This window comes from bacterium (assembly GCA_019637795.1).
Taxonomy (GTDB): domain Bacteria; phylum Desulfobacterota; class Binatia; order HRBIN30; family CADEER01; genus JAHBUY01.
The window spans coordinates 1-26,611 of the sequence record JAHBUY010000003.1; the positions used below are offsets into that span (position 1 = coordinate 1).

The following is a 26,611-nucleotide window of genomic DNA, read 5'->3' on the forward strand; positions in this document are numbered from 1 at the left end:
CCGCGGCGGCGACGGTGTCGTCATCGTCGACCGGCAGCTCGGCCATCACCGCCCCGCTGGCGCGATCGTGGACGACCAGCGTCTCGCCCTGCGGCGGGCGCGTGGACGGGCCGGCGCTCATCCGCACCTCATAGCCAACCCACCGCCGCCCTCGCCACCGCGCCGGCGGCGAGCAGGCCGCCCGCGAGACCGCCCGCGGCCGCGTCTGACATATCCACGTCGACTTGTGGATTTTCCTGGATTATTGACGGCGGCATGTTCTACCGCCGCGTCGTCGGACCGCAACTCGTCGCGCCCGCCTCGCGTCACAAGGTCCGGCTCCTCTTCGGCGCCCGTCAGACCGGCAAGACGGCGCTGCTGCGGCACCTGCTGGCGGACGACCGCACGCTAGCCGTCAACCTGCAGGAATCCGCCGACCGGCGGCGCTACGAGGCCGATCCGGCGGCATTCAGCCGCATGGTGCGCGCCCTCCCCGCGCGCCTGCGCGTGATCGTCGTCGACGAGATTCAGAAGGTGCCGGCCCTGCTCGACGAGGTGCAAGCGCTCTACGACGCGGCGCCGCGCCGCTGGCAGTGGTTCCTCACCGGCAGCTCGGCGCGGCGCCTGCGCCGCGGCGCGGCGAACCTGCTGCCCGGGCGCAGCCACGCCTTTCGCCTCCATCCCGTCTGCGCCTGGGAGCTCGACGGTGCATCGCCGACCATCGCGCCACCGCCGGTCGACCTCGCCGCGCCGCCGTTCCCCCGTCAGAATCTGGGGCGCGTGTTGGCCCTCGGCTGCCTGCCCGGCGTGCGCATGGAGAGCGCGCCGGCGGCGCGCCTGACCCTCTCCGCCTATGTGGACCACTACCTCGAGGAGGAGGTGCGCCGTGAAGCGCTGGTGCGCGAGATGGGCCCCTTCGCGGTATTTCTCCGGCTCGCCGCGCTCGAATCGGGTCGGCAGATCAATCTCGCCCGCCTGGCCAGCGAGAGCGGCATCGCCGCCACCACCCTGAAGGGCTACTACCAGGTGCTCGCCGACACCTTCGTCGGCCACTGGATGGGCGCGTATGCGCGGCGAGCGCGCCGGCGGCTGTTGACCACGCCGCGCTTCTACCTCTTCGACCTCGGCGTGCGGAACGCGGCCGCCGAAGTCCCGCTCGATGGCCGCATCGGTGACGCGGCCGGTGGCCCGCTGCTGGAGCACTGGGTGGCACTGGAGCTCATCGCGCGCGCCAGCTACCTCGGTCGTGGGCATCGCGTCAGCTTCTGGCGCACCCGCTCCGGCGCCGAGGTCGACTTCGTCTGGGAGGCGCCGCGCGAGGACGTGCCCATCGAGGTCAAATGGACGGCCCGCCCGCGCCCGACCGACGCCCGCCACGTCGAGGCCTTTCTGGCCGCCCACCCCGAGCGCGCGCGCCGCGGCTACGTCGTCTGCCGCTGCCCGACCCCGGAGCAGCTCAGCGACCGCGTCCGCGCCATCCCCTGGACCGCGCTGTAGCAGTCGCTGCGCCCCGCACGTGCGGCGGCGCGCAGGCATCCGACTCCGGGCAAGACCGAGCCACGACGTGCGGAGCGTCACTACGCTACTGCGGTGGCATCATCCGGCACGGAACATCCCCAGCCCATAATGGCTCCCGTAGCCCAGCACGAGTGGCCCGCGAATGGGCTCCGCGAAGCGGAGCTCCAGCGCCCACCCCTGGTCGACGCAGGGTGCCGGACCGTGACGGCGAACGCGGACGAAGTGGCGGAACCGCGCCATGGATGGATCGCGTTGATCCAGAACCTCGATGTGGGTCACGGGTGGCAATCCGCGGGCTTCCAACTCGGCCCTGATCTGTCCCGGCAGCGAGTTGCCGCCGCGCTTCTTGAGGAATCGCGGTGCAACGAAAGGTGTCGCAGATCGCCAGACAGGGGAACCCTCCGCTCCGCCCAGCAGCCCCGCCATCGAGTTACCGAACGGGTGCCTCAGGCTCGTGAGATTCGACAACGCACCGAGCGCCGCCATCGCCACGCGCAGCGGGCCGGTCCCCCCCTTGGTGAACGTGCGCCGCACGGCGCGCACAGCGTCCTGCGCGTCGCCGTCCAACCCGGCAGGCGCCCAGATGAGCACGTGGTCGAGATGGCCATCGAGATCGAGATCGAGCGGCAACACGTGTGCGTGTTGATGGCGCTCCTTGAGCGGTGCTCCGTCCGCCGCACGTCCAGTGATGACTCTCGAATGACGCGGCGATTGCGACGCGTGCGCCACGACCGCGCGATGCAAGAGCTCGGCCTGCGGAAGCGTACGGGTGACGGCAGGAAGCGCATGCGAATTCCCACTGGCGGTCGCGATCGACAGCAGGATGCTCTCGACCGGCTCCGATGCGCGGCGGGTTCGGCGCGGCACCGGCGCGCCGGCTTCGAGCACATCGACGCGTCGCCAATAGAGCACCCGTTGGCTTCCCGGCGGCTGGCTCCACCCCAGTGCGCGCAGCCATTCCGTCTCGACCTGGAGGCAGGCGATCAGATCCGCTGGATACGCGTCGCGAATGGCCTCGAGCTTCCGCTGCTCCTCCTTCGAACGTCGGGCCTTCCCGGTCTCGATTCCGAGCTTGCGCAGCTCGTCGGCAACGACCGTCTCGCGCCAGGAGCTGTAGGCAGGTGCAGCCATCGGGGCGAGGAGCGATACCTGTTCCCAGCCGGGCCGATGATCGATGGCGCCGTCGCAGGGCCGAGCATCCGTCCCGTCGGGCAGAGCCGTCTCCGCGTCGATGATCGTCCCATCCACCCAGCTTTCGGATCGCCCGAGGTAACCGAGGTTCTCGGCGAGCCCAGACAGCAGTTGCCTCTCGCCGTCGGCAAGCGCGATGTCCCACGTGATCGCTATGCCCCCAGACGCGATCTGCGCCCACGTGTCGAACACCAACGTGGTACGCTCGCGGCCCTTATCGAGCGTCCCCACTGGCATGTAGTGACGGGAGTGCGTCCCGACGGCTGGCGGCAGGCGGTAACGCGGAAGGGTCGCGGCTAGCTTCTCCATCAATGCCTGCGCGTCCGGCGGTGGGCGGTCGGATGTCCACCCGAGCTTGGTATAGCCGGTCGCGAGCAGCGCGCGCACGACGCGCCACGGCGATGGGGGCCATTCGATCAAGCCCTCGTTCACATGGCTGCCCCACGGCGTGGCGTGATAGCGGCCGCCGGGGAAGCGGAGCAGCAGCGTCGGCACGTCTCAGTCCCCTTCGCCCTCGTCGTCCCTCGTCTCCTCGGGCTCGCCCTTTCCCTTCTTGAGATCGCCTTCGAACGTGACCTCAGTAACCGTCATACGATCCCTGCACGCGCCAATGCCGCGCTGCAGATCGGCGATGATCGCGCTCCGACCCGGCAGGACAAAGCTCGCTGGTCGGGTCGCCGCGATCGAATCGCCCGCTGCACGCAGGTCGCAGGCGGTGCGCAGCCGGAGGCTGCCGTCGAGGAGTGAGCGCAACTTGTAGAGGGCGAGCAGTATGAGCAGCTCCTCGACGTCCGCGCCCAGCCCGTAACCGCGGATCTGCGCCAGGTCGAGGTTCGCGTAGAGGGTGATCCGTTCGGCGGTGAACTCGTCGCGAGCGAACGGCACGTTCCCGAAGCCGCTCTTGGTGTCGCCCGATGGATTGACGTGATCGTTCTTGACGCCTCCGGAAGCGGCGACGCGCACGCCATCTGCCTCGATGAACGCGCTCAGGGCTCGAGAGACGCGGAGACGGCCACCAGCGAGATCCTTCTTGGCGAGGAATACGCCGTGGAGGAGAGAACCGACGTCGTACTTCAGCAGCGCGTCGCCGAGCTTCCGGCGATCGATGGGACCAACATCGAGCGCACCCAGCTCCTCTTGGAGCAACTTGGCGAAGCGGGTGTCCTTCCCCTCGAGCAAGTAGGGACTGTTGAGGCGATGGGCCTCGAGCACGGTATCCGTCAGAAACGCACCCTTCCGCGTTACTCGGACATGCGAGAGCCCGTGAAGGTCGTGAAGGAGATCGTTCGACCCTGGATCCCAGCAAACGAGCTCGAGCCGGTTCGCCATGCTCTGGGTGCTCTCGACGAGCAGCGACGCGCCCACAGCCGTTTGGAAGGTTGCCGCCCCGAGGCCCGGAAACCCCGTCGGCTGGAAGCGCTGGCCCTGCAATGGCACCAGCGGGACCTCGAACAGCAGTCGCGGGACCGAGCTCAGCGGACTCAGATCGATGCTCATGCAGAAGCCTCCTTCGGGTTCGGGGGCGCCAGCCGCCGCACGAACGCAGTGGCGGTCGCAACGGTGATGGGAAAGGCAAGCGCCGCACACCAGCGGCGGGCGATGTCCGCGGAGACAGCGCCGGTACGCACGGTGGCGCCGACGCCGGCCGCGTGCAGGCGCCGCAGGGCGACATCGAGCGCCGCGGCAGCATCCCCGCTGCTGAGGCGGCGCACGATAGCCGGATCGGCGCCGATCTCTGGACTGCCAGCCAGGGACCAGGGCAGCAGCGCGAGACGGATCGCCAGCCATGCATCATCTGGCATGTTGCGAGGGTCAGGAGGGCGCCGTGGCGGCACTGGCGCCACCGCCCATCGTCTCGCATCGATCGCCATGAGCGCGCGGGCAAGAGCCAGCGCTCGATTGACATCGACACGACCCGCCAAGAGTTCGGTCAGGTCGCCAGCGGAGGCAGCCGCGCAGCGCGCGGCGACGAGCGGCACGCGGCGCTGGCCCCGCTGTGCCGCCTCGATGAGCCGTCGCTCGACCAGCGCGATCGCATCGTCGAGTCCGCTGCGCCCGCGCAGCACGACATCGCTGTCGATCCGAAGCCGTGCCTGCACACCGCTACCCGCAACCCGAAAGCGGCCGCGCTCCAGCGGCAGCCAGTGACGGCGAACCGGGTCGATCGCCCGCCCGTCCCGAGTGAACCCCCCGGCCTGCAGGGCGCACGCCACGCCGAGTCGCAGCTCGGGGGATGTGTCGTCCGCGGCCGCTATCCATTCGGGGCGCAGCCGAGGGATGGGCCCGGCGACAAATCCGCTTCCGCTCACCTGCACCGCTTCGATGTCCGCCAGGCAAAGCAACACCATCTGCCAGCGGAGCGGCTCGTCCGCGTGCTGGGTCAGGGCGAACAGCGCATCCGCCAGCCGCCGTTCGGCCAACATCAGTCGCGACGGCGCCCCCTTGGCGCGGGCGGCGCGGCGGATCCGCGGCAGCCATGCGTCGAGATCGTCGAGACACGCGAGCCGCGGCGCGATGCGGTCGGAGACGGAAATCCGGCCGAGAGGAACAGCCAAGTTCGATTGGCCATTGCGCTCGATGTAGCCGAAGCGCTGAAACGCGACGACACCTCGTGCAATGCCGAGCCGGGCCGCCGCGCGGGCAAGATCCAGTGGTTCCGACACAGCTCGCGCCCCGATCTGGGCGCGACCCTCGGTAAGCAGATGCCGAAGATCGGCGAGACGGATCATCCGTCGCCAAAGAGGCATCCACTGCTCGCCTCTCGCGCTCTCGTCGCCGTCTGCGGCGCTTGCGTAACCTGCCCCCTGCGCCGCGAGAGCAAACGGCGCCGCGGCCCGGCCGGATTGGTGCGCGTCGATCCTGCGAGTGAGCGAGGCGGTGAACAGTACCGCTCCTTCGAACGTCAGCAGCACGTCGACGGGGTTGAGGAGGCTCCCGCCCACGGGGCCGGTGCTCATGTTGGCCCCACCGGCGCCTCCGGGTGCGAACTGTCCCACCGGAAGCCCGGTGCAGAGGGCGCGGAGGGTGTCGCCGAAGAGCGCCTGCTGAAACCACTCGCCGGCATCCGGTCTGGGCCGTCCATCAGGGTCTGACAGATCGAAGACCTCACCGATCCGCTGGAAGTAGTTGTTCGTGAAGTCCAAGCGACCGTCGTTCCCACCTGTGCCCAGAAGCGCTGGGAACCTCGCCGTACCGTCGTCGTCGAGCACCAGCGCGGCGTCGAGCCATTCGCGGTGCGGACCGCGCCACGCCTCACGCAGATTCGGAATGAGGTCGGCCTTCAGCTCCTTGAAGCGCCTTTCGGCCTCCGCGAGGCGCTTTTTGTACTCTGGTTTCTTCCGAATCGACTCCCGCTCGACTCTTGAAAGTTCCTTGCGCTTCGTCTCGTTCTTGATTGCACGGATCAATCCGTCGGCGGCCTCGATCGTCGCCAAGGGCGCGCGCGCGGCCGCAACCCCGGTCCGGAGGGCGTCAAATCTGGCAGCGGTCGTCCCTTCGATCGCCATCAGGGGAGGATCGTTCTCGTAGTAGAAGCCCGATCCTTTGTTCCATGGGGAAACGAGCGGTGTCGGCGAGTAACGGAAGAGGAAGAACGCCAGGAGCGCCTTGCGATCGAGCCGCGTCGCGAGACTGAACCGCTCCTGATGCCAGCAACCTCGTGCCTCCGCATCGGCCTGCTCCGCCACTACCCGTAGGATCCCCAACGCCTTCAGGTAGTGGGCCAGCGGCGTCGGCGCGCAGCCTTCCAGGCGATGCACGTTCACGGCTGCAGCTCGCGCTCGAAGCGGCGTCGCCAGACCGCCATGAGCGACTGCCAGTCGAGTCGGTCCGCCGCGCGGAGTGCATCGAGATAGGTGCCGACCTCGTGCGACGCCGGCAACAGATCCACCGCAGGCAGGTCCAGGCGTCGCAGCAGGAGCCGTAGCAGGACGCGGGTGGTCCGGCCGTTGAAATCGGCAAACGGGTGGATCGACAGCAACCTCCCCTCGGCAAAGGCGAGCGTCTCGAGCAGGAGATCGGGGCGCGTGCCGAGCGAGCTCAAGCGCGCCGACAGATCGAGCCCGTAGCCGTCCATCAACGCTGGAACCTCGACGAAGCTCGGCGGCGTGTGGGTACCCACGGTAACGTCGTGGCGTCGCCATCCCGCGAGCTGCGGCGTCAAGTCGGCGCACATCCGCCGCTGGACCTCCTCGACGAGGCCGGCGTCGAGCGGACGTGCGTCGAGCTCTCCCGCTTCGATCGCCTCCTCGATCACCTGGACCTGGCGCGCGAGATGCGGTGCCAGCTCGGCGTAGCTCAGGATTCCGAGTCGTGTCTCGACGTGACGGGTGGAATCGGCCGGCGCGCGTGCTCCGCTTCCAGCATCTCGAGACTCACCGGCTCCCCTTCGAACGCCATGCTCGCCGCCACGTTGGCGGGAATTCGCTGCCAGCGCCGGCGGTGCTTCTCGTCCTCCGGAAGCATGCGCCACGCCTGAATCGCCTGTTCCCAGTCCACGGACTTCATGATCGCTCTCCAGCAGCGGATCGGCAAGGGGCCGACGCGATGCGCGCTGGTCCGCCGCGCGCAGCACCGCTTCCATCCAGGCCAGCGCGAAGGGACCATGTCGTTCCAGCAGCGAGAGGACCCGTTCCGTCCAGCCGCACCCGGTGTACGGATTGAGACCGACCGACGCTGGCGCCAAATCCAGAAGCGACGCCGGAAGCTCGCAGAAGTCACCGTCCGTCGCGGCGAGCAACGCCGGCGGAAGAACATCACCATCGCGGATGCCGCGGATGCGGAGGCGATCGTCCTCGGCGCGTTGATCGGCAGCCGATGCGTGCCACGTCACTCGCACCTTCCCATGATGCGCGCAGACGAGATACGCGACGAGGTCGAATTCGTCTTCGCTCAGGTCGAGGATCTCCAATTCGAGCTTCGAGGGCGACGCTTCGCCAGTCGCTGCCGGGGCTGGCGCCTGGCCGATCGCCTCGAGCAGCTCACGCCATCGGCCGAGTAAGGCCGGATGATCCTGACGGTGGCGCCCGAGCACGGCGAACATGCCCAGCGTGCTCGCCAACTCGTGGCGAAAGCCCGCCCGCCGCTGCCCCCCCCCGCTGGGGTAGAGCTGGTGGCGCGGCAGCCAGGCACCATTGGGGGCCTTCGCCAGATCGCGTCGCGCGGGACGTCCTGCGCCGACAATGGAGCCCTGGAAGGCTTCGTGTCGCTTGCCGAGATCGTGCCATCGACCAGCGAGGTCCAGGAGGTGCTCCCGGCCGGGCAGCAGCGTTCGGCCGAACTCCGCCGCCAGGCGCCCAACCTGCTGCCCGTGCACGGCGATGGTCTGCCACGGATAGGCGCTCAGCGCCTCGTCGTCCTCGCTGGAATCCGCCAGCTCTTCGGGCGAGAGAGCCGGCGGCGCCACCGGCTCGACTGTTGCGCGGCTGCGCGGTGACCATCCCATGGTCGCGGAATACCCGCCGACGTCGGCTGCCACGAGAACGGTCTGCCCTGGGTACAGGTCACGCCGCACCGCCGGGCGCCAGATGCCATCCAGCCAGCTCCAGACCCACGCGCGCACACCGGGAAGGAGACGCGGCGCGCGCTGCTTGCCAGCCTCTTTGCCACACAACCAGTCCCGCGCCCGCAGAAACGGCACGGCACAGAGCGCGGCGCGCGCGGGGCGCAGCGTCGGTTCGGGCGTCGCGCCAGCGGGGACCCGCTCCCAGAACACCTGGAGGTCGCGCTCCTCCCCGCTGCGAATGAAGCGGCTGATGTCGACATCGGCGCCAGAGAGATCTGGGGTGGTATCGAAGAGGTCGTCCACCTCATGCCGCAACAGCAGGTGCTTCGGCGCGTAAGGATACAGCCGGGGCAGCAGATCTCGATGCGCATCCTCGAAACGCTCGAGTGCAGCGGGTGACACGTCGGCCAGATGACGCAAGGCCTCGCGGGCGGAGTCGATCTCGCTCTTTGCGTAGGGCGCGGCCGTCCTTTCGTCAGCGGGTTGCGGGTCGATGATCACGACGTCGGCAGCCCCCCCCCATCGAGCCGCCCGGCCGAATCGCTGCACCAGGCTCGTCCATGGAGCGAGTGCCGTCACCAGGACCGTGGCGGAGATGTCGACGCCGGCCTCGATGACCTGAGTGGCGACGATGATGCGGTCCGTTCCGCGCCCGCAGAAGGCCCGGTCGAGGAACTCACGCCGCCAGGCCTCGCGCTCGTGCGGGCGGAAGCGGCTGTGGATCAGCCGGATGTCCGTGCCCTGCAGCCGGCGGTCGCGTTGGATCGCCTCGAAGGTCTCGCACGCGTCGTCGACCCGGTTCAGCACCACGAGTGTCGGCCCGTCCTTGCCCTTGCCGCGCTCGAGATGCGCCGCGATCACCGTGTCGGCGACCGACTTCGCGCCATCGGCCTCGACGACGCGCACCGGCTTTTCGACGTCCTCCCACAGGTGGCCGTGGCGAGCAGGTGCGGCGATGTTCGTCAGGGAGATGGTTTCGCTGAAGCCTCGCGTCTCGGGACTCGCTGCAAGCCATTCGCGCTGAAGCGTGGCGCTCATCCACCATGTGGCGCACGGGCGAAACGCCTTGCGGCCCTCCTCGCGGCGGAAGGCGTGGAGCTGTCCCGAGGTGGCGAGGCCGACGTCCATGAGCTGCACCTCGTCCATCACCCACAGCGCGTCGTGGTTGAGGAGCCCGAACTCCATCGGCCAGCGCGCCCGCGGACTCCCGTAACCGCGATTGAGGGCGCGCGAGAGCAACATGTCCTGCGTGCCGATCAGTACCGCGCAGTCTTCCGGGTGGAGATGCCACTCGCCCGCATCGGCACCGCCCATGAGAACGTACACGCCAACGCCGTGGTGCGGCGCAGCGCCCTCCCGGAGAAGGGCGAGCCGGCGGAGACTCGCGCGCACTTCGTCGGCGGTCTGCTCGACCAACACCCGCATCGGCAGGCACCACACGAGTCGGCGCGGCCACCCGTCATCGTCGCGTTCTACGCGGTGCCACAGCCAGGCCGACAACACCCCAGCAGTCTTGCCGAAGCCAGTCGGGATGCGGATCAGACGCTCCGATGACAGCGGCTCACCGGCCAACTCCTCCTGCCACGGGTAGGAGCCCGCCTCGATCCCGGTTACGCGTGCGAAATAGCGCCGAAAGTCACTCACCGGACAGTATCCCAGACCTTTCGAGGTCCACCCACGCCAGGATCGCCGAACGGTGGGCTGGAGACCCAACCGCGCCGATCCTTCGCATTCACAGACCTCGGCTGGTTATCGACCTCATCCCGCTTCTGCAAGCTTCTTCGCGCCAGTCATGGTCCGGGCCCGACAGCGGCTGTCTGCGCGCCGCGAACCATTGAGCCTCGACGCCGGCGAGAGCTGCCCCACACAGCCCCGAGCGGATTCCACTGAGCGCATCTCGCGCTCGATGCCGCGCAGTATTCGCTCGCGGTGGTGGCGTCAGCGGCGTGGGGCGAATATTTGAGAGTCATCCACGATGATGCCGAAGGAACACCAACGCGTCGTCCTGACCGCCCCTATTCCCGCTGAGGGCCTGGAGCCCGGCGACGTCGGCACGGTGGTCCATGTCTACGGGGACGGCGCGGCCTGCGAGGTCGAGTTCGTGACGCTGGGCGGTGAGACCGCGGCGGTGGTGACGGTGGACCACTCAGAGTTCCGTCCGATCTCCCCCGGCGAGATCACCCACGCGCGCGAGCGCCGCGCCTCCTGAGCGGCAACCAGGCCCACGCGCGCCGGCAGGTCTCCCAGCGGCCCTGCCCGAACGCCCAGGCGCGCCGGACGCCAGGCGCCACCACCGCCACGCCCGGTGACGCCCGGCGCGCGCCCCTCCTGGCTGGGCGCCCGGCGCGACCGGCGGGGATGGCGCTGGACGGGTTCTTGCTCCCCGCCGGTCCCGCCATGCGCAACACGTTTCTCGTCTGCTACGACATCTGCGACGACAAACGCCTGCGCGCGGTCCACAGGACCATGCGCGATTTCGGCGATCACCTGCAGTACTCGATCTTCGAGTGCCAGTTCACCGAGAGCGATCTGCTGCGCTGCCGGCACGCGCTGAGCGAGATCATCGACCACCGCGACGACCAGGTGCTGTTCGTCGACCTCGGCCCGTCGGCGGGGCGCGGCGAGCGGGTCATCACCGCCGTCGGCCGGGCCTACTCGCCGATCGACAGCCCCTGCCTGGTGATCGACGGACGGGAGTGACGCCCATGGCCCCGGATCAACCCGCGGCGGCCGCTGCCGATGCGCCGGACCACGCCACGCCGGCATCGCCCGCCTACGTGCCGGCGCGCATGCTCAACGAGGTCGTCTACTGCCCGCGCCTCTTCTTCTACGAGTGGGTCGAGGGCGTGTTCGTCCACAACGCCGACACCGTCGAGGGCGCCCTCCGCCACGAGAAGCTCGAGCGCAAGGAGGACCCGCTGCCCACAGCGGCCGAGGCGGAGACCGGCGAGTCGATCCGCGCCCGCTCGGTGGAGCTGGCCAGCGATCGGCTCGGCATCATCGCCCGCATCGACCTGGTCGAGGGCGAGGGCGGCACGCTCTCCCCCGTCGACTACAAGAAGGGCGCGCCGCGCCAGGGCGACGACGGCAGCCCAGAAGCGTGGCCCGCCGATCGCGTCCAGGTCGGCGCCCAGGCGCTCATCCTGCGCGACAACGGCTACGCCTGCGACGAGGCGGTCCTCTACTACAGCGCCACCCGGCAGCGGGTCCGCGTCGCGCTCGACGCCGCCCTGGTCGACGAGATCACCGCCGCCATCGCCACCGCCCGCGCCCTGGCGGCCGGCGGCCGCATCCCGCCACCGCTGGTCGACAGCCCCAAATGCCCGCGCTGTTCGCTGGTCACCATCTGCCTGCCGGACGAGACCCGCGCCGCGGCGACGCTGCCCGCCGAGCCGGACGACGCCGCGCAGCTCGCGCTCTTCGCCACCGACGAGCCGCCGCGCGCCGCCGCGGAGGCCGACGGCGACGGGCTCGGCGAGGTGCGCCGCCTGATGCCGGCCCGCGACGACCTGCGCCCGCTCTACCTCACCGGCCACGGCCTCACCGTCGGCAAGAGCGGCGAGGTGCTGCAGGTACGCGAGTACGGCCGCGCCAAGGGCGCGCCGTCGAAGCTGATCCAGGAGGTGCGCCTCAACGAGATCTCGCAGATCAACCTGTTCGGCAACGTGCAACTGACGCCCGCCGCCGTTCAAGGTCTGTGCGCCGCCGAGAAGCCGGTCGCGTACTTCTCGTTCGGCGGCTGGTTCTACGGCCTGACGCAGGGGCTCGGCCTGCGCAACGTGTTCCTGCGCCGCGAGCAGTTTCGCCGCGCCGACGATCCGCGCTTCGCCCTGCGGGTGGCGCGCGACCTCGTCGCGAGCAAGATCCGCAACCAGCGCACGCTGCTGCAGCGCAACCACGTCGAGCCGCCGCCGGTCGCGCTGCTGCGCCTGAAGCGCCTGGCGCAGCAGGCGCAGGCGGCCACCGCGCTCGACGAGCTGCTCGGCATCGAGGGCACGGCGGCGCGCCTCTACTTCGAGCACTTCGCCGGCATGCTCAAGGTCGAGGACGGCGACGGCGGCGCGCCCGCCTTCGACTTCCGCACCCGCAACCGCCGCCCGCCGCGCGATCCGGTCAACGCGCTGCTGTCGTTCGCCTACGCGCTGCTCAGCAAGGATCTGATGATCACCTGCCACGGCATCGGCTTCGACCCGTTCGTCGGCTTCTATCACCAGCCGCGATACGGCCGCCCCGCCCTCGCCCTCGACCTGATGGAGGGCTTCCGCCCGCTGGTCGCCGACTCCGCCGTGCTGACGGCGATCAACAGCCGCATGGTCGGCGACACCGACTTCATCCGCGCCGGCGACGCCGTCGCGCTCACCCCCGCCGGCCGCAAGGGCTTCATTCGCGCCTACGAGCAACGCATCGACACCCTGGTCACCCATCCGCTGTTCGGCTATCGCGTCACCTACCGCCGCGTGTTCGAGATCCAGGCCCGTCTCCTGGCCCGCTTCATCAGCGGCGAGATCCTCCGCTATCCCGGATTCGAAACCCGATGACCGACTCCCGCGAGCCCGCTCTCGCCAACCCGCCCGACCGCGCGAGCGCCTCGGTGACGGCGATTCCCCGGCCCCCGCTCGCGCCGAGAATCCGTTGCCCCCACCAACCCTTGCAGCACCGCGCGCCACGGACTACTGCACGTCCCCGCGCGTCGCCCCGAGCCGCTCGCAATCCGCACCCGTGGTCTTTGACTTTCGACAACTTGCAGTGGAACTCCTTCCGCGGCTGAACAGCCGCGGCCTCATTGAAGCGACGCCGGTCTGCGCCTGGTGGAGGACAAGGTCCGCCCTTCCGCGGCTGAACAGCCGCGGCCTCATTGAAGCCTGCGCGGCCGCGAGATGTCGGTCCGCCTGATTCTCCCTTCCGCGGCTGAACAGCCGCGGCCTCATTGAAGCGTGATCGCGCCATCGACCCCGAGGATCCGCGCCAACGCCCCTTCCGCGGCTGAACAGCCGCGGCCTCATTGAAGCCTGCAGCCGTCCGTAGTCGAGGGCCTTCGCGTCGCCTTCCGCGGCTGAACAGCCGCGGCCTCATTGAAGCGCGGGCTTGCTCGCAATCCATGGTCCGCTGCGGCACCCTTCCGCGGCTGAACAGCCGCGGCCTCATTGAAGCGCGAAGAGCCGCCCCGGCGCCTCACTCCACAAGAACTCCTTCCGCGGCTGAACAGCCGCGGCCTCATTGAAGCCCGATCTCGTGCGCTTCGGGCGGTATCGCGACACGCCGCCCTTCCGCGGCTGAACAGCCGCGGCCTCATTGAAGCACGCCCGGCGCGGGCGGCACGGCCACGCCGAAGCCGCCTTCCGCGGCTGAACAGCCGCGGCCTCATTGAAGCACCGCCGCCTCGTCCGCCGCGCTCATCGCTGCACCTCCGCCTTCCGCGGCTGAACAGCCGCGGCCTCATTGAAGCGACACCTATCGCTTCGGCGTCACCAACGACACCTGCCTTCCGCGGCTGAACAGCCGCGGCCTCATTGAAGCACCTGCTCGGGGCCCAGCTCGCCCAGAAGGCTCCCCACCTTCCGCGGCTGAACAGCCGCGGCCTCATTGAAGCTCGCGGCAACCGACGCGGATGGAGAGCACGCCATCGCGCCTTCCGCGGCTGAACAGCCGCGGCCTCATTGAAGCCTCACCTTCGCCGCGCAGGGCATCTACGCGACGCCGACCTTCCGCGGCTGAACAGCCGCGGCCTCATTGAAGCCACCCACCACAATCGGCGGTTCAATCCGCTAGAAAGGCCTTCCGCGGCTGAACAGCCGCGGCCTCATTGAAGCCGCCTGCACCGCGACATGGGCGCGCGATGGATCGACCTTCCGCGGCTGAACAGCCGCGGCCTCATTGAAGCGAGCCAGCGTTGCGCGTTGGCGAAGCCGCGCAACGCCTTCCGCGGCTGAACAGCCGCGGCCTCATTGAAGCCTCCTCATAGATCCGCCGCGTCTCGGCCGGCAGCGTCGACCTTCCGCGGCTGAACAGCCGCGGCCTCATTGAAGCCGCGCACGCAAGCGCCGTCTGCCGCGTATCTCAATTATCCTTCCGCGGCTGAACAGCCGCGGCCTCATTGAAGCCTGCTCGGTGTCGTGACGATAGCCGTCGATCGCACCCTTCCGCGGCTGAACAGCCGCGGCCTCATTGAAGCGCGCCGTCGAGGCTGGCGCCGACGAGGCTGGCGCGGACCCTTCCGCGGCTGAACAGCCGCGGCCTCATTGAAGCCTGGCAAGCTGACACGGACACTTACGAGATCGTCGACCCTTCCGCGGCTGAACAGCCGCGGCCTCATTGAAGCCAGCCCCCTCATTTCCGCTCCCTGAGTCACGACTCCCACCTTCCGCGGCTGAACAGCCGCGGCCTCATTGAAGCACGGTCACGCGCGGCCCATCCTTCTTGGCCGTGCCCGGCCTTCCGCGGCTGAACAGCCGCGGCCTCATTGAAGCCGGCCTACCCTGGCGGCCTCGATCTGCCCCACGGCTCCTTCCGCGGCTGAACAGCCGCGGCCTCATTGAAGCGCGCGCTCGACCCACGGTACATCTTGGAGTTCACGGGGCCTTCCGCGGCTGAACAGCCGCGGCCTCATTGAAGCCAGATTGTCGGTGAGGTGGTGTCGGGTCTCCGCACCCTTCCGCGGCTGAACAGCCGCGGCCTCATTGAAGCCAGCTCGGCGGCTTTCTGCTGCGCCGCGTTCTTGTCCTTCCGCGGCTGAACAGCCGCGGCCTCATTGAAGCAACAAGATAAACTTTACGTGCCAGTGGAAACTGAGGTACCTTCCGCGGCTGAACAGCCGCGGCCTCATTGAAGCAGCCTCAGGCGTTCCCACGTCGCGTCGCGCGAGCCACCCTTCCGCGGCTGAACAGCCGCGGCCTCATTGAAGCATCGCCGCCATCCCTCACCTCCATTCAAAAAGGGGCCGGCCTTCCGCGGCTGAACAGCCGCGGCCTCATTGAAGCGCTGCCACCGCTCTCACCACCGCTGACGAATGCGGCCTTCCGCGGCTGAACAGCCGCGGCCTCATTGAAGCCACTCGACGCTGGTGCAGGCAGACCTCGACCAGAAGCCCTTCCGCGGCTGAACAGCCGCGGCCTCAATTAGGTCAAGCCGGCCGTCTGGGCGCCGCGAGCGGCGCCCAGACGGAGAAGCGCGGTCCGCGTGCTGCGCGTGCGCGGGCCTTCCAGGTGGGACGGACGCGGTGGCGCGCCGCAGCGTCGGCGCTGCGCGTTCGTTCTCGGCGCCGGGCTTGCCACGCGGCGGCGGCGGGCGGTCGCGCGGGAGCGCGGCCCGCCAGGGCGCCAACGCCGCGCGGGGCCCGGGTCAGATGGCGTCGCTGACGCCGCGCACGAACAGGGGCTCGATGGCGTAGCGCGCCGCGTCGGCGCGCAGCGCGTCGTCGGCGGGGGCGGGAGCCGGTTGGAAGGCGGCGACGAGGATCGGCCGCAGCAGCGTCGCGTCGCTCGAGCTGTTGAGGAAGAGGCCGGGGCGCGCCAGCACGAAGCTGACGGCGCGGGCGATCGCGTCGGCATCGCGCAGCGGCTCGTACCAACTGAAGCGATGGCTGGTGTCGTCCTCGCGCCAGCGGCGCCGCGCCACCGACTTGATGGTCTGCACCGCGACGCCGCGCTCGCCGCACAGGGCGAGCAGGGCCTCGAGGTCGGCGGCGTAGACGGGATCCTGCAGCAGGCTGAAGTTGTAGGGCACCAGCACGCTGTCGAAGGGGAAGCGCTCGAGACTGCGGCGGTGCATCGCCGGCGCCCAGGTGCCGTGGCCGGTGACGCCGAGGAAGCGCACCGTCCCCCGTTCGCGCGCTTCCACCAGGGCCTCGAGCGCGCCGCCGGGGCCCATCGCCGCGCGCCAGTCGTCCTCGTCGACCAGGTTGTGGAGCTGGACGAGGTCGAGCTGCTCGACCCGCAGCCGCTGCCGCGACCGCTCGATGCTGGCCCGTGCCCCCGCGGCGGTGCGCTCGCCGGTCTTGGTGGCGAGGAAGAAGCGGTCGCGATGGCGCGCCATCCACGGCCCGATGCGCAGCTCGGCGTCGCCGTAGGAGGCGGCGGTGTCGATGTGGTTGACGCCGAACTCGAGCAGGAGCTCGAGCACCTGGTCCGCCCGGTCCTGGCGCATGGCGGCGAGCGCCGCGGCGCCGAACAGCACCCGCGAGCTGTCGTGCCCCGTGCGCCCGAATGGGATGCGCTGCATGGCCGTACCACACCACGATCGCGGCGCGTGGTAAAGGTCGAAGCGACGGAGGCAGGGAGGATCCGGACCGATCGGTCGATCGGCGGCGGCGTCGTGCGACATGGACCATGGAAGCCCGAGACCATGCCGACGGCCGACCGCCGTTCGAAAGGAGATGCCGCAATGGCCAACTACGTGGATGGATTCGTCCTGCCGGTGCCGCGCAAGAACATCGCCGCCTACCGCGCCCTGGCGCGACGGGCCGGCAAGGTCTGGCGCGAACACGGCGCGCTCGCCTACGTCGAGTGCGTCGGCGACGACGTCAGGCGCGGCAAGCACACCTCGTTCCCGAAGAGCGTGAAGCTGAAGCCCGGCGAGGTGGTGTGGTTTTCGTGGATCGTCTACAAGTCGCGTCGCCATCGCGATGCCGTGCTCGCCAGAGTGATGAAGGATCCGCGCCTGTGCGGCACGTCTGCGGCGATGCCCTTCGACGGCACGCGGATGATCTACGGCGGCTTCAAGGTCGCCGTGGAGTTGTAACCCCCGGGCGCGGCCAGTGACCCGTAACCGGTCGCGATCGGTCGGGGCGCGCCGATGCGGCATCGCGCGCCACCCGGCGAGTCACCTGACACCGCTACCGGACAAGCGCCGCCACGATGGACACGAGGGAGGATACGATGCGATTCGGAGCGGACGTCACGGCGGTGGTCACCGGCGCCGGCGGCGGCATCGGGCGCGGGTTGGCGCTGGAGATGGCGCGCCGCGGCTGCGCGGTGGCGCTGGTCGACATCGACGGCGAGGGGCTGGCCGAGACGCAGCGCCTGATCGCCACCCGCAGCAGCGCGCACCGCGTCGACGTCGCCGACCGCGACGCCATGGCCGCCCTGCCCGAGGCGGTGCGCGCCGCCCACGGCGGCGCCCAGGTGCTGCTCAACAACGCCGGGGTCTCGGTCGCGGCGCCGGTCGCCGAGTTGCCGCTCGCCGATCTCGAGTGGCTGATGGGGGTCAACTTCTGGGGCACCGTCCACGCCTGCAAGTTCTTCCTGCCGCTGCTGCTGGCGGCGCCGGCGGCCCGCATCGGCACCGTGCTGTCCGACTTCGCCCTGTTCAGCCTGCCGACCAAGTCGGCGTACTGCGCCTCGAAATTCGCGCTGCGCGGCTTCAGCGAGTCGCTGCGCGCCGAGCTGGTCGGCACCGGCGTGCGCCTCACCTGCGCCTATCCGGGTCCGGTGGCCACCGGTCTGGTGGCGCGCGGCCGCGCCTGGGATGCCGCCAAGCAGGCGATGGAAGCGCAGTTCGTCGCCGCCCGCGCCCTGCCGGTCGCCACCGTCGCCCGCCGCATCTGCGACGCCGTCGAACGCGGCCGGCCGCGCGTCCTCATCGGCCGCGAGACGCACGCCATCGATCTGGCGATGCGCCTCATGCCCGCCGCCACCGGCACGCTCATCGGCCGTTTCAAGGGACGGATCCCCTTCCTCTGATGCGCCGCCCCGCAGGCCGCCCGCGCCGCGTCACGCCGCCGCCCGCCGCCACGAGCGATACTGGCCGACCCCCTCGCGGCCGCGCTGCCGCGCCGCGACGGCCAGCAGCAGCGGCATGGCGATCGCCCACACGACGCCGAGCGACAGCAGGCTGCGCCACATGGCGGGGTGGAAGGCGACGACGCCGAGGCGCTGCCCGGCGAGGAAGGCCAGCGGGCCGCCGCAGGCGCCGAACAGCGCCGCGGTCCACGGCCGACCCTGCAACCACTGCAGCGAGTAGTGGAAGGTGGCGGCGAACTGCGCCCACAGCACGATCAGCCACACCGGCGGCAGGACGCCGAACAGCGTGCCGGTGGGAAAGCGGAGCAGGCCGGCGGCGATCTGCAGCGTGTCGGCGACCAGTCCGATGACCGCGGCGGTCGCCATCAGCGCCAGCTCGTCGCGCCGCCGCCGCACCAGGGCGAGATGGCAGGCGACGAACGCCAGCGCGATCGCCGTCCCGGTCCACGGGTACCCCCAGGCCGGGCCGAGCACGCAGGCGAACCAGCCGGCGTAGTAGAGCGCGAAGTTGAGGCCGCGGCCGAAGCGCACGCCGGGCCTCACGAGTCCGGCGGCGCCAGCCGCCCCTTCACCAGGCCGGTGAGCCAGCGCAGCACCGGCACCTGGTCGTAGACGACGCCGAGGTCGAAGTAGTCGCGCTCGTCGTAGACGCGGTCGCGGATGCGCAGATGGCTGACGCCGTCGACCGCCGGCCCGCCGCCGGCCGGCACCATGGTCCAGAAGACGACGGCGTTGCCGGGCTGGATCACCGTGTCGGTGATGACGAAGCGGGCGCCGCCGGCGGTCTCGCCGAAGTGCGCCAGGTAGCGCCGCAGCGGCGCGATCCCGACGACGCTGGTGAGCGGATCGCGGAAGGCGACATCGGCGCTGTACAGCGCCTCCAGCTCCTCGCCCATCTCCGGCCCGACCCGCGCGAAGCGGGCCGCGAAGCGGTCGACGATCAGCCGCGTCTGCTCGAGGCTGCCCGGCGGATGCTCGACCTCGGCCGACGCGGCCGCGGCGGCCAGCAGCAACGCGAGCACGGCTCTGCCCTTCATGCTCCACAGTCATCCATGGACGGCGGAGCTTGAACAGGGGCCGAGCCCTGGCGGCGACGGATTTTCCGGCGCCCCCCGCCGGCGCGGGGCGCGACGCCGGCGCCGGGCGGGTCAGTCGCGGCGCGGGTGCGCGGCCAGGGGCCGGCGCGGCGTCCCGCCGCCGCCGCGACTGGCCGGCCCGTTGTTGGTCACCCACCGCAGGTGGTCGCGGAGGGTCGCCAGGTCCTGCCAGCTCGCCGGCCCGCCGCCGCGGGCGTCCCACTGGATGTCGGGATCGCCGAGCTCGGCGAGGACGGTGATGCCGCGGCCGCCGCGGTCGACGACGTAGGCGCCGTAGTCCTGCAGCGCCCGCGCGATCACCCGCCCGGCGCGGGAGAGCCCGAGCCGCTCGACGTCGACGTCGGGCGGGATCGCCAGCAGCGCGCCCATCGGCAGCGCGCCCGAGTAGCCGGAGTCGCGGTCGAAGGCGTAGGCCGGCCATACCGCCTGGCGCTTCAGCAACGACGGCGGAACCTGCAGGGCGAGGGCGTGCGGAATGCGGCCGGCGGCGATCTCGCCGGCGCGGATCAGGCCGGCGAACGACGGCAACATGCTGGCGCGGCGGCCGTTCCACCACCCCGTGCCGTCGCCGCGGGCGTCGATCCAGCTCGCCATCGTGCCCACCACCTCGCCGCTCGACAGCACGACGGCGGCGTAGATGTCGATCACCCAGCCGTCGGGCTGGAACACCGCCATGAGCCCGTCCGAGTCGGGCGACGGACAGGCGCCCGCCGGGAGGCGGAACGTGCCGCGCCAGTCGGCGGTCGCCGGATGGTAGCCGGACGGCCCCACCCAGCGGTGGTCGTTGGCCGCCGCGGTGGTCGAGTAGTAGTTCATCGCCGTCGGCGGCGGCGACGCCGCGGCGGCGCGCCGCAGGGCGCGCTCGGCGGCGGCGGGGTTGCCGCAGTTGGGGTGGCCGCGGTCGAGGAAACTCCACGACGACGTCGGGCCCCAGTTGGGGCTGAACAGCATCGCCACCGTCGGATCCTCCGCGCTCGCGATGACGACCGACGCCGTCCACCGGCCTTCGTAGTTGAAGCCGATCGGCACCGCCGACAGGCCGGGCACCGGCGCGTACGCGGCGGCGCTGCCGAGCGGATGGTTCCACGGCGAGCGGCGGCTGAACGGCTGCTGGCGCCAGTCGCGGCCCGGCGCCGTGGCGGGCTGGGTGGCCGCGGACTGCGCCGCCGCCGCGCCCGCGGCGAGGAGGACGAGCAGCGCCAGCGGCGGGCAGGCGCGCCGGCGGCTCATGCGCGGCGCGGCGTCCCGACCAGCCGGCCGTAGGCGCCGCGCAGGGCGACGCGTCCGAGGCGATAGGGCAGCGTCCGCGCCGGCGGCGGCAGGACCAGCGCCAGCGCGTGCAGGCCGGCCATCGCCAGCCCGCGCGCGTCGCCCAACACGCTCCCCGGCGAAGCGCGCAGCGCCGCCGCCAGGATGCGGCGCGACAGCGCCACGTCGCCGCTGGAGAACGCCTTGCGGCTGAGCACCCGCAGGTGCAGCGCCCAGGTGCGCGCCGCCTCGCGGTCGCCGTAGCCGGGCACGTAGCTGCGGTAGCGCTCGAGGTAGGCGCGGCTGCCGGCGATGTAGCTGTCGAAGGTGTGCATCTGGCTGCCGGCGCGCACCCGATAGCCGGTCAACGGCTCGGGCACCAGGCGGAAGGCGTGCGGCGCGCGCACCGAGAGGCGGGTCCACATTTCGGCGTCCTCGCAACTCGCCAGCGACTCGTCGAACAGGCCGGCGGCGGCGAAGCAGGCGCGGCGCACGATCGCGGTGCTGCCGTTGCCGATGTGGTTGCGGGCGATCAGGTCGCGCGTCGTCGGCCGCCGGCAGCGGCTGACCAGGAGCTGGCCGGTGGGCGTTCCGCTCTCGTCGAGATACGCGGAATGGGAGAACGTCAGGCCGACCCCGGGGTCGGCGTCCATCACCGCCACCTGCTTCGCCGCCTTCTCCGGGAACCAGACGTCGTCGCCGTCGCAGAAGCCGATCAGCGGCGCCCGCGCCTGCGCGATGCCGGCGTTGCGGGCCGCGGCGAGGCCACGGTTCGCCTGCGTCACCACCGTCAGGCGCGGGTCGGCGACCGCCAACAGGTGCGCCAGGGTGTCGTCGGTCGAGCCGTCGTCGACCGCGATCACCTCCAACGCCGTGAGCGTCTGGCCCAGCAGCGACGCCACCGCCGCGGCGGCGAGCCGGCCGACGTTGTAGCAGGGCACCACCACCGAGAGGCGCAGCGCCGCGCCGGCGATGGCGGCGGCGCGCACCACGCCGGGATGGTGGAGCGGCCGCGGCGGCAACGGCGGCACCCGCGGCGGCGGCGCGGCGCCGGCGGCGGCGCTCATCGTCCCCCCTCCCCGGCGGCGCCGTCGCCGAGGGCCCAGGCGGCCGCCCCCGGGGATGCGCGCCGGCGCGCCACCAGCCGCTCGTAGAGGCGCTCGGTGCGCTCGGCGATCGCCGGCCAGGAATGGGCGCGGCGGATGTGCGCCTGGGCGCGCCGCGCCACCGGCAGGTAGTGGTCGCGCCGCGCCAGCAGGCGGCGCAGGCGGTCGCGCAGCGCGGCGACGTCGCCGGCCGGGAAGAAGAGGTCGTAGCCGGCGATGCCGTCGAGCAGCTCGTGGTGCACCGGCAGGCCGGAGACGATCGACGGCACCCCCATCTCCAGCGCCTGCAGCAGCGCCATCGACATGCCCTCGAGCTCCGACGGCAGCACGAAGGCGGCGGCGCCGCGGAAGAGCGACTCGACGTGCTGGCGCGGCTGCACGCCGGTGAAGACGACGCGCCCGTCGGCGGCCGCCTCGCGGCGCAGGCCGGCGGCGTAGGCGTCGGTGTGGCTCGAGTCGCCGACGATCGCCAGGCGCGCCGCGGTGTCGACGCCGCGGAAGGCGCGGATCAGGTCCTCGACGCGCTTCTCCGGCACCAGGCGGGCGACGAACAGCACGTAGTCGCCGGCGGTCAGCCCGAAGCGCCGCAGCAGCGCCGCGTCGAGCGGCGCCTCCGGCGTCAGGTCGGTGCCGTTCGGGATCAGCGTCGAGCCGCGCCCGTAGGTGGTCCGGTAGTACGTCTCGAGATCGCGCGACACGGTGATCAGCTCGTCGACGCTGCGCACCAGCCAGCGTTCGGCGCGGCGCAGGACGCGCGCCCCCAGGCCGCGCCACTTGGCGCGCTGCCAGTCGATGCCGTGGACCGTCGCCACGGTCGGCACGCCGGCGCGGCGGTGCAGCGGCGCCGCCAGCCCGGGGGCGAGGGCGTGCAGGTGCACGACGTCGTAGCCGCCGCGCCACAGCGCGTGGGCGCTGCTGGTGAAGACGTGCGACACCGTCCCCAGGCTGCGGCCGTTCAGCGCCGGCGTGCGCAGCAGCCGCATGCCGCGGTAGCGCTGCGGCGAGCGCGGCGCGTATTCGGGCCGGCAGTAGACGGTCACCTCGTGGCCGCGCGCCGCCAGCGCCCCGTACAGGCTCTCGGTCACCCGCTCGACGCCGCTGTAGGCGCTCGGAATGCCGCGCGGCCCGATGACCGCGATGCGCAGTGGTCGTGACATGACGCTCCCCTCCTCCCGACGGCGGCGCGGCGCCCCGGGCACCCCATCGCTGGCGGCGGTGCCTCAGGGCGGGGCGGCGCCGTCCCGCACGTAGTGGCGCCAGTGGCGCCGGTAGTACGCCGTCGTCCGCTCGACGCCGGCGCGCAGGTCGACCCGCGAGCGCCAGCCGGTGAGCTGGCGCAGGCGGCTGAGGTCGGCGACCACGTCGCCGGTCTCGATCTTCTCGTACGCCGCCGGCCACGGCACGTAGTCGATGCGGCCGCGGCCGACCACCTCGACCACCGTCTCGACCATGTCGCGGAAGCGGGTCGGCACGCCGGAGCCGATGTTGACGACGCCGCCGATCGCCTGCGGCGAGACGGCGCAGCGCAGGAACGCCTCGGCGAGGTCGTCGATGTAGACGTAGTCGCGCCGCTGCTGGCCGTCGCCGAACACCTGGATGGTGCGGCCCTCCAGCGCCTGGCGGATGAACCAGCCGACCATGCAGTAGCGGTTGTGGTGGATCTGCTGCCGCGGCCCGTACGGGTTGGTGATGCGCAGGGCGATCGTCGGCAGGCCGAAGTTCTGGTGGTAGATCGCCAGGTACTTCTCCGAGGCGAGCTTGTGGACGCCGTAGAGGCTGACCGGATTGGCGGGCGACTCCTCGCTGACGCAGGCCTCGGCCACCTTGCCGATCACCATGCGGCTCGACGCCAGCACGATCACCGGCGCGACCCGGAGCTGGCGGCACTCCTCGAGCAGTTGCAGGGTCAGGCCGGCGTTCAGCATGAGGTCCTCGAACGGCATGCTGAGGCTGTCGATGTACGCCACCTGCGCCGCCAGGTGGAACACGAAGTCGGCCGCGGCGAGATGCGGCCGCACCGCGCCGAGATCGCGCAGGTCGTGGACCAGCGTGGTCAACCGCTCGCCGTCGACGTCGTGGACGTTGAACCAGTTGCCGCCGTAGCGCGGATCGAGCGAGTCGATCACCGTCACCTCGGCGCCGTAGCCGCACAGGCGGTGCGCCAGCGTGCTGCCGAGGAAACCGAGGCCGCCGGTGATGAGCACGCGCCGGTCGCGGTAGCGCGCCGCGAGGTCGGGCTCCGGCGGCGGCGGCGCGACGGCGAGGGCGGGCGCGCCGTTGACGTACGGCACGGCATCGGGCTGCGGGTGGGGAGTGATCATCGGGGCACCTCCGCGGCAACGGCAATGGATCGGCGATAGGCCCACGCGTAGGCGAGCCCGGAGAGGACGGAGCAGCCGGCGAGCGCGACCACCGCGCCCCAGACGCCGGCGAGACACGTCCCGGCGGTGATGAGGAGCAGGAAGACCAGCAGCTTGGCGCCGCCCAGCCAGGTGACCGCGTCGACCCGCCCGACGGCGCGCAGCGCCTGCCCGAACAGGTAGCTCTCGTACCGCCACGGCAGCGCGGCGGCGAGCACGGCCATCAGCGGCGCCACCGCCGGCACGTGGAAGAAGCCGTAGGCGAGCACCGTCGCGCCGACCAGCAGCGCCGCGGCGACGCCCAGCGCCATGCGCCGCACCTGTCCGTGCACGCGGCCCACCAGCGCCGGCCCGCGCTCGACCATCTCGGGGTACTTCGACTGCACGAAGGTCCAGCACGCCGAGTCGGCGGCCATCAGCAGTTGCTGGCAGAGACGGAAGACGCCGAGCTCGCCGCGCGCGACGACGGCGCCGAGCACCAGCGGCGCCGCCTGCTCGCCGAGCAGGCCGAGCAGGTCCGGGGCGAGCCAGCGCGCGCCGTCGCGGGCGATGGCGCCGACGCGGCGCAGCGGCAGGCGCTCGAGGCGGAAGCCGCCCCAGATCAGCAGCACCGAGCCGACGCGGGCCGCGAGCAGGGTCAGCGCCAGCGCCGGCGCGCTGGCGCACCACAGCCAGCCGACGAGCAGGCCGGCGGTCTCGCACAGCGGCGCGATCAGACCCGGGTGGAAGCGCCGGATCATGATCGACAGCATCATGCCGAGGTTCTGCAGGCCGATGAAGAAGCCGCTCAGGGCGACGACGAAGATCACCAGCCATTCGCCGCGGTCGTGCGCCTGCGCGGTCGCGTAGAGCGCCAGCAGCGGCACCACCAGCGGCAGTTGCACGAGGAACAGCAGCAGCGCCGCGAAGCACGACTGGCCGTGCGACTGTCGCTGCCGCGGCAGGTAGGCGCCGAGGCCGAGCGCGCATACCGTCGCCAGGATGTTCACCGCCGCGATGCCGAGCGCGAAGGCGCCGACGGTGGCGAGGCCGAAGCGCTGCACGAGCACGATCGACAGCAGCAGCCCGTTCACCAACTGCACGCCGCGCCCGACGAGCAGCAGCAGCGAGCCCCGCTGCTCGGCGGGAATGTCGATCGCCCACGAGCGCGGCGCGCGGCGCGGGCGCCCCGCCCGCAGCGCGGCGGCCGGCATGACGAGCACGTCGGGATCGTCCGGCGGCAGCTCTCGCATCGCGCGCTCAGCCCCCCGCGCCGCGGGCGGGACGCCGCCGCTCCCAGTACCCGTAACCGGCGAGCAGCGGCAGGGTCAGCGCCGCCACCAGGCGCCGGTCGCGGGGCGCCATCTGCGACCGCCACGCCTCGTCGGGGCGGATCGCGACCTCGCCGACGAGGAAGCGGGTCGGGTTGCCCGACGCCGTGTGGTTCGGACGCAGCGTCGCCGTCGCGCCGCGCAGGAACGGCAGCGCCGGCGGCTCGCCGATCGCCGTCAGGATGCGGCGCAGCACCGCCGCCGGGTCGCGGGCGAAGTCCTCGTAGGCGACGCGCACGGCGCGCGCCGCCGTCCAGCGGAAGACGTGGCAGAGGCCGTTGAAGACCGCCCACCACGCCGCGCTCTGCGCCGCCGAGTAGCGGTGCATGTAGGCGCGCTTCCAGTGGACGTCGGGAATCTCCTTGCGCTTCATCCAGGAGAAGGCGACGGCGCGGCTGTCGCGCACCAGGTGCACCACCGACAGGCGCACCCCCGGCAGGGTGGCGAGCAGGAAGGCGTAGGAGGGCTCCTTCGACGAGTCGATCAGCCAGCGGCAGCCCGACACCTGGCGGATGGCGCGGTAGAGCGGCAGCAGCGCGGCGGCGAAGCGGGCGTGGTCGCGCCGATAGGCGGCGCTCGGCCGCAGCGTCAGGTAGGGGATGTAGCGGGTGCGGTTGACGCGCCGCGACAGCGCCACCAGGTCGCCGCCGTCGACGCGGTCGATGCCGCCGAACGCGACCGCCATCACCTCGCGCCAGAAGGCGCAGTCGCGGAACGGCACGCCGCAGCCGCAGAGCTGGTTCTGCACCACGCCGCGCTCCCAGACGTGGCGCAGCTCGCCGGCGGCGCAGAAGCCGTCGAGCTGGCCGAGGCAGCGCTCGACCAGCGTGCTGCCGCTGCGGCCGAAGCCGCCGATGTAGAGGATGTCGAGGGGGGCGTCCGACACGGGAGCCTCCGGGGTGCGCGGGATGCGGTGGGGTCGCCTTCAGGGCTCGGCCGCGGGTCGCGGACGGGTCGCCAGGACGGCGTGGAAGCCGGCGCGCATGGCGCCGCGGACGGCGCGGTAGAAGCGCTGCTGTCCGGCCGGCGGCAGCGGCCAGGCGCCGAGGTGCAGGGCGAGCATGCCGAGCGCCCGCCAATCGCGCAGCGGCAGGGTCGGCGCCTGGCGCAGGGCGGCGGCGAAGAGCTGCCGCGAGCGCGCCACCTGGCCGTTGGAGAACGCCTTGCGGCTGGCGATGCGCAGGCCCTCGGCGTGGCTGCGCGCCGCGTCGCGGGCGGTGAAGCCGGGCACGTAGGCGCGGAAGCGCTCGAGGGCGCGGACGTAGCCGCGGACGAAGTCGTCGTAGGTGGTCGACATGCTGCCGGCGCGCACCCGGTAGCCGGTGAGCACCGCCGGCAGCAGGCGGACCTCGTAGCCGCTGCACGCCGCGGCGCGCACCCACATCTCGAAGTCCTCGCAGCTCCCCAGCGACTCGTCGAACAGGCCGGCGCGGGCGAACACCTCGCGCCGCGCCACCACCGTGCTGCCGTTGCCGACGTGGTTGCGGCGGATCAGGTCGCGCGCCGACGGCGCCCGGCAGCGCGACAGCAGGTACTGGCCGGTGCGGGCGCCGCGCTCGTCG

At 71.6% G+C, this 26,611-nt stretch carries 19 protein-coding genes and 1 CRISPR repeat array; of the genes, 6 read left to right on the forward strand and 13 right to left on the reverse strand.

Annotated features, from left to right (window positions below; translation table 11 throughout):
• Positions 1-255 precede the first annotated feature (255 nt).
• Entirely contained in the window at positions 256-1,476 is a 1,221-nt protein-coding gene (locus KF840_09975) for an ATP-binding protein (GenBank protein ID MBX3025226.1), read from the forward strand.
• 99 nt (positions 1,477-1,575) lie between these two features.
• Here KF840_09975 and cas5u6u read toward each other — a convergent pair whose 3' ends face one another.
• The 4 genes from cas5u6u to KF840_09995 are packed head-to-tail and all read right to left on the reverse strand — an operon-like array spanning position 1,576 to position 9,835.
• Entirely contained in the window at positions 1,576-3,183 is a 1,608-nt protein-coding gene (gene cas5u6u, locus KF840_09980) for a type I-U CRISPR-associated protein Cas5/Cas6 (GenBank protein MBX3025227.1), read from the reverse strand.
• A 3-nt stretch (positions 3,184-3,186) separates the two neighbouring features.
• Positions 3,187-4,185, reverse strand: coding sequence for a type I-U CRISPR-associated protein Cas7 (cas7u, locus tag KF840_09985; GenBank protein ID MBX3025228.1), 999 nt, complete (start codon positions 4,183-4,185; stop codon positions 3,187-3,189).
• Positions 4,182-6,452: a type I-U CRISPR-associated protein Csx17 gene (gene csx17, locus KF840_09990; GenBank protein ID MBX3025229.1), complete on the reverse strand. Its 2,271-nt coding sequence runs from the start codon at positions 6,450-6,452 to the stop codon at positions 4,182-4,184. The genes cas7u and csx17 overlap by 4 nt, the downstream gene beginning before the upstream one ends.
• On the reverse strand, positions 6,449-9,835 hold the full coding sequence (locus KF840_09995; protein ID MBX3025230.1) for a Fic family protein: 3,387 nt from the start codon (positions 9,833-9,835) through the stop codon (positions 6,449-6,451). The genes csx17 and KF840_09995 overlap by 4 nt, the downstream gene beginning before the upstream one ends.
• A 334-nt stretch (positions 9,836-10,169) precedes the next feature.
• Between KF840_09995 and KF840_10000 the strand changes: the two genes are divergently transcribed.
• From KF840_10000 to cas1, 3 genes are all read left to right on the forward strand, one after another.
• Positions 10,170-10,400 carry a DUF4926 domain-containing protein gene (locus KF840_10000; protein ID MBX3025231.1) on the forward strand — a complete coding sequence of 77 codons (231 nt, stop codon included), beginning with the start codon at positions 10,170-10,172 and terminating at the stop codon, positions 10,398-10,400.
• A gap of 188 nt (positions 10,401-10,588) precedes the next feature.
• Positions 10,589-10,891, forward strand: coding sequence for a CRISPR-associated endonuclease Cas2 (gene cas2 / locus KF840_10005; GenBank protein ID MBX3025232.1), 303 nt, complete (start codon positions 10,589-10,591; stop codon positions 10,889-10,891).
• Positions 10,892-10,980: 89 nt separating this feature from the next.
• Positions 10,981-12,729 carry a CRISPR-associated endonuclease Cas1 gene (cas1, locus tag KF840_10010; protein MBX3025233.1) on the forward strand — a complete coding sequence of 583 codons (1,749 nt, stop codon included), beginning with the start codon at positions 10,981-10,983 and terminating at the stop codon, positions 12,727-12,729.
• A gap of 216 nt (positions 12,730-12,945) precedes the next feature.
• Positions 12,946-15,312: direct repeats of the CRISPR family, unit length 36 nt; unit sequence CCTTCCGCGGCTGAACAGCCGCGGCCTCATTGAAGC.
• A gap of 217 nt (positions 15,313-15,529) precedes the next feature.
• Here cas1 and KF840_10015 read toward each other — a convergent pair.
• A complete protein-coding gene (locus KF840_10015) occupies positions 15,530-16,408 on the reverse strand; it encodes an aldo/keto reductase (GenBank protein MBX3025234.1) in 879 nt (292 codons plus the stop codon).
• A gap of 162 nt (positions 16,409-16,570) precedes the next feature.
• On the opposite strand from KF840_10015, the gene KF840_10020 reads away from it, so the two are divergent.
• Together KF840_10020 and KF840_10025 are read left to right on the forward strand one after the other, a co-directional pair.
• Complete coding sequence (locus tag KF840_10020) at positions 16,571-16,927, forward strand: DUF1428 domain-containing protein (GenBank protein MBX3025235.1); 357 nt, start codon at positions 16,571-16,573, stop codon at positions 16,925-16,927.
• A gap of 137 nt (positions 16,928-17,064) precedes the next feature.
• Positions 17,065-17,868: an SDR family NAD(P)-dependent oxidoreductase gene (locus KF840_10025; GenBank protein MBX3025236.1), complete on the forward strand. Its 804-nt coding sequence runs from the start codon at positions 17,065-17,067 to the stop codon at positions 17,866-17,868.
• Positions 17,869-17,898: 30 nt separating this feature from the next.
• Here KF840_10025 and KF840_10030 read toward each other — a convergent pair whose 3' ends face one another.
• The 8 genes from KF840_10030 to KF840_10065 form a co-directional block, all read right to left on the reverse strand.
• Positions 17,899-18,459 carry a DUF2878 domain-containing protein gene (locus KF840_10030; protein ID MBX3025237.1) on the reverse strand — a complete coding sequence of 187 codons (561 nt, stop codon included), beginning with the start codon at positions 18,457-18,459 and terminating at the stop codon, positions 17,899-17,901.
• Between the two features lie 8 nt (positions 18,460-18,467).
• On the reverse strand, positions 18,468-18,965 hold the full coding sequence (locus tag KF840_10035) for a nuclear transport factor 2 family protein (GenBank protein MBX3025238.1): 498 nt from the start codon (positions 18,963-18,965) through the stop codon (positions 18,468-18,470).
• Between the two features lie 111 nt (positions 18,966-19,076).
• Entirely contained in the window at positions 19,077-20,255 is a 1,179-nt protein-coding gene (locus tag KF840_10040) for a hypothetical protein (GenBank protein MBX3025239.1), read from the reverse strand.
• Positions 20,252-21,340: a glycosyltransferase gene (locus KF840_10045; protein ID MBX3025240.1), complete on the reverse strand. Its 1,089-nt coding sequence runs from the start codon at positions 21,338-21,340 to the stop codon at positions 20,252-20,254. Before KF840_10045 ends, KF840_10040 begins: the two co-directional genes overlap by 4 nt.
• On the reverse strand, positions 21,337-22,536 hold the full coding sequence (locus tag KF840_10050; GenBank protein MBX3025241.1) for a glycosyltransferase family 4 protein: 1,200 nt from the start codon (positions 22,534-22,536) through the stop codon (positions 21,337-21,339). Before KF840_10050 ends, KF840_10045 begins: the two co-directional genes overlap by 4 nt.
• A 63-nt stretch (positions 22,537-22,599) precedes the next feature.
• Complete coding sequence (locus tag KF840_10055) at positions 22,600-23,700, reverse strand: NAD-dependent epimerase/dehydratase family protein (protein ID MBX3025242.1); 1,101 nt, start codon at positions 23,698-23,700, stop codon at positions 22,600-22,602.
• A complete protein-coding gene (locus KF840_10060; protein MBX3025243.1) occupies positions 23,697-24,971 on the reverse strand; it encodes an oligosaccharide flippase family protein in 1,275 nt (424 codons plus the stop codon). The genes KF840_10055 and KF840_10060 overlap by 4 nt, the downstream gene beginning before the upstream one ends.
• Positions 24,972-24,978: 7 nt before the next feature.
• Positions 24,979-25,935, reverse strand: coding sequence for a sulfotransferase (locus tag KF840_10065; protein ID MBX3025244.1), 957 nt, complete (start codon positions 25,933-25,935; stop codon positions 24,979-24,981).
• Positions 25,936-26,611: the final 676 nt, after the last annotated feature.

What these genes read in the sequence shown, in the direction of transcription:
- KF840_09975 (MBX3025226.1), top strand. Translation starts at nt 256, where the DNA reads ATGTTCTACCGCCGCGTCGTCGGACCGCAACTCGTCGCGCCCGCCTCG.
- cas7u (MBX3025228.1), bottom strand. Translation starts at nt 4,185, where the DNA reads ATGAGCATCGATCTGAGTCCGCTGAGCTCGGTCCCGCGACTGCTGTTC.
- KF840_10000 (MBX3025231.1), top strand. Translation starts at nt 10,170, where the DNA reads ATGCCGAAGGAACACCAACGCGTCGTCCTGACCGCCCCTATTCCCGCT.
- cas2 (MBX3025232.1), top strand. Translation starts at nt 10,589, where the DNA reads ATGCGCAACACGTTTCTCGTCTGCTACGACATCTGCGACGACAAACGC.
- cas1 (MBX3025233.1), top strand. Translation starts at nt 10,981, where the DNA reads ATGCTCAACGAGGTCGTCTACTGCCCGCGCCTCTTCTTCTACGAGTGG.
- KF840_10015 (MBX3025234.1), bottom strand. Translation starts at nt 16,408, where the DNA reads ATGCAGCGCATCCCATTCGGGCGCACGGGGCACGACAGCTCGCGGGTG.
- KF840_10020 (MBX3025235.1), top strand. Translation starts at nt 16,571, where the DNA reads ATGGCCAACTACGTGGATGGATTCGTCCTGCCGGTGCCGCGCAAGAAC.
- KF840_10025 (MBX3025236.1), top strand. Translation starts at nt 17,065, where the DNA reads ATGCGATTCGGAGCGGACGTCACGGCGGTGGTCACCGGCGCCGGCGGC.
- KF840_10035 (MBX3025238.1), bottom strand. Translation starts at nt 18,965, where the DNA reads ATGAAGGGCAGAGCCGTGCTCGCGTTGCTGCTGGCCGCCGCGGCCGCG.
- KF840_10040 (MBX3025239.1), bottom strand. Translation starts at nt 20,255, where the DNA reads ATGAGCCGCCGGCGCGCCTGCCCGCCGCTGGCGCTGCTCGTCCTCCTC.
- KF840_10045 (MBX3025240.1), bottom strand. Translation starts at nt 21,340, where the DNA reads ATGAGCGCCGCCGCCGGCGCCGCGCCGCCGCCGCGGGTGCCGCCGTTG.
- KF840_10050 (MBX3025241.1), bottom strand. Translation starts at nt 22,536, where the DNA reads ATGTCACGACCACTGCGCATCGCGGTCATCGGGCCGCGCGGCATTCCG.
- KF840_10055 (MBX3025242.1), bottom strand. Translation starts at nt 23,700, where the DNA reads ATGATCACTCCCCACCCGCAGCCCGATGCCGTGCCGTACGTCAACGGC.
- KF840_10060 (MBX3025243.1), bottom strand. Translation starts at nt 24,971, where the DNA reads ATGCGAGAGCTGCCGCCGGACGATCCCGACGTGCTCGTCATGCCGGCC.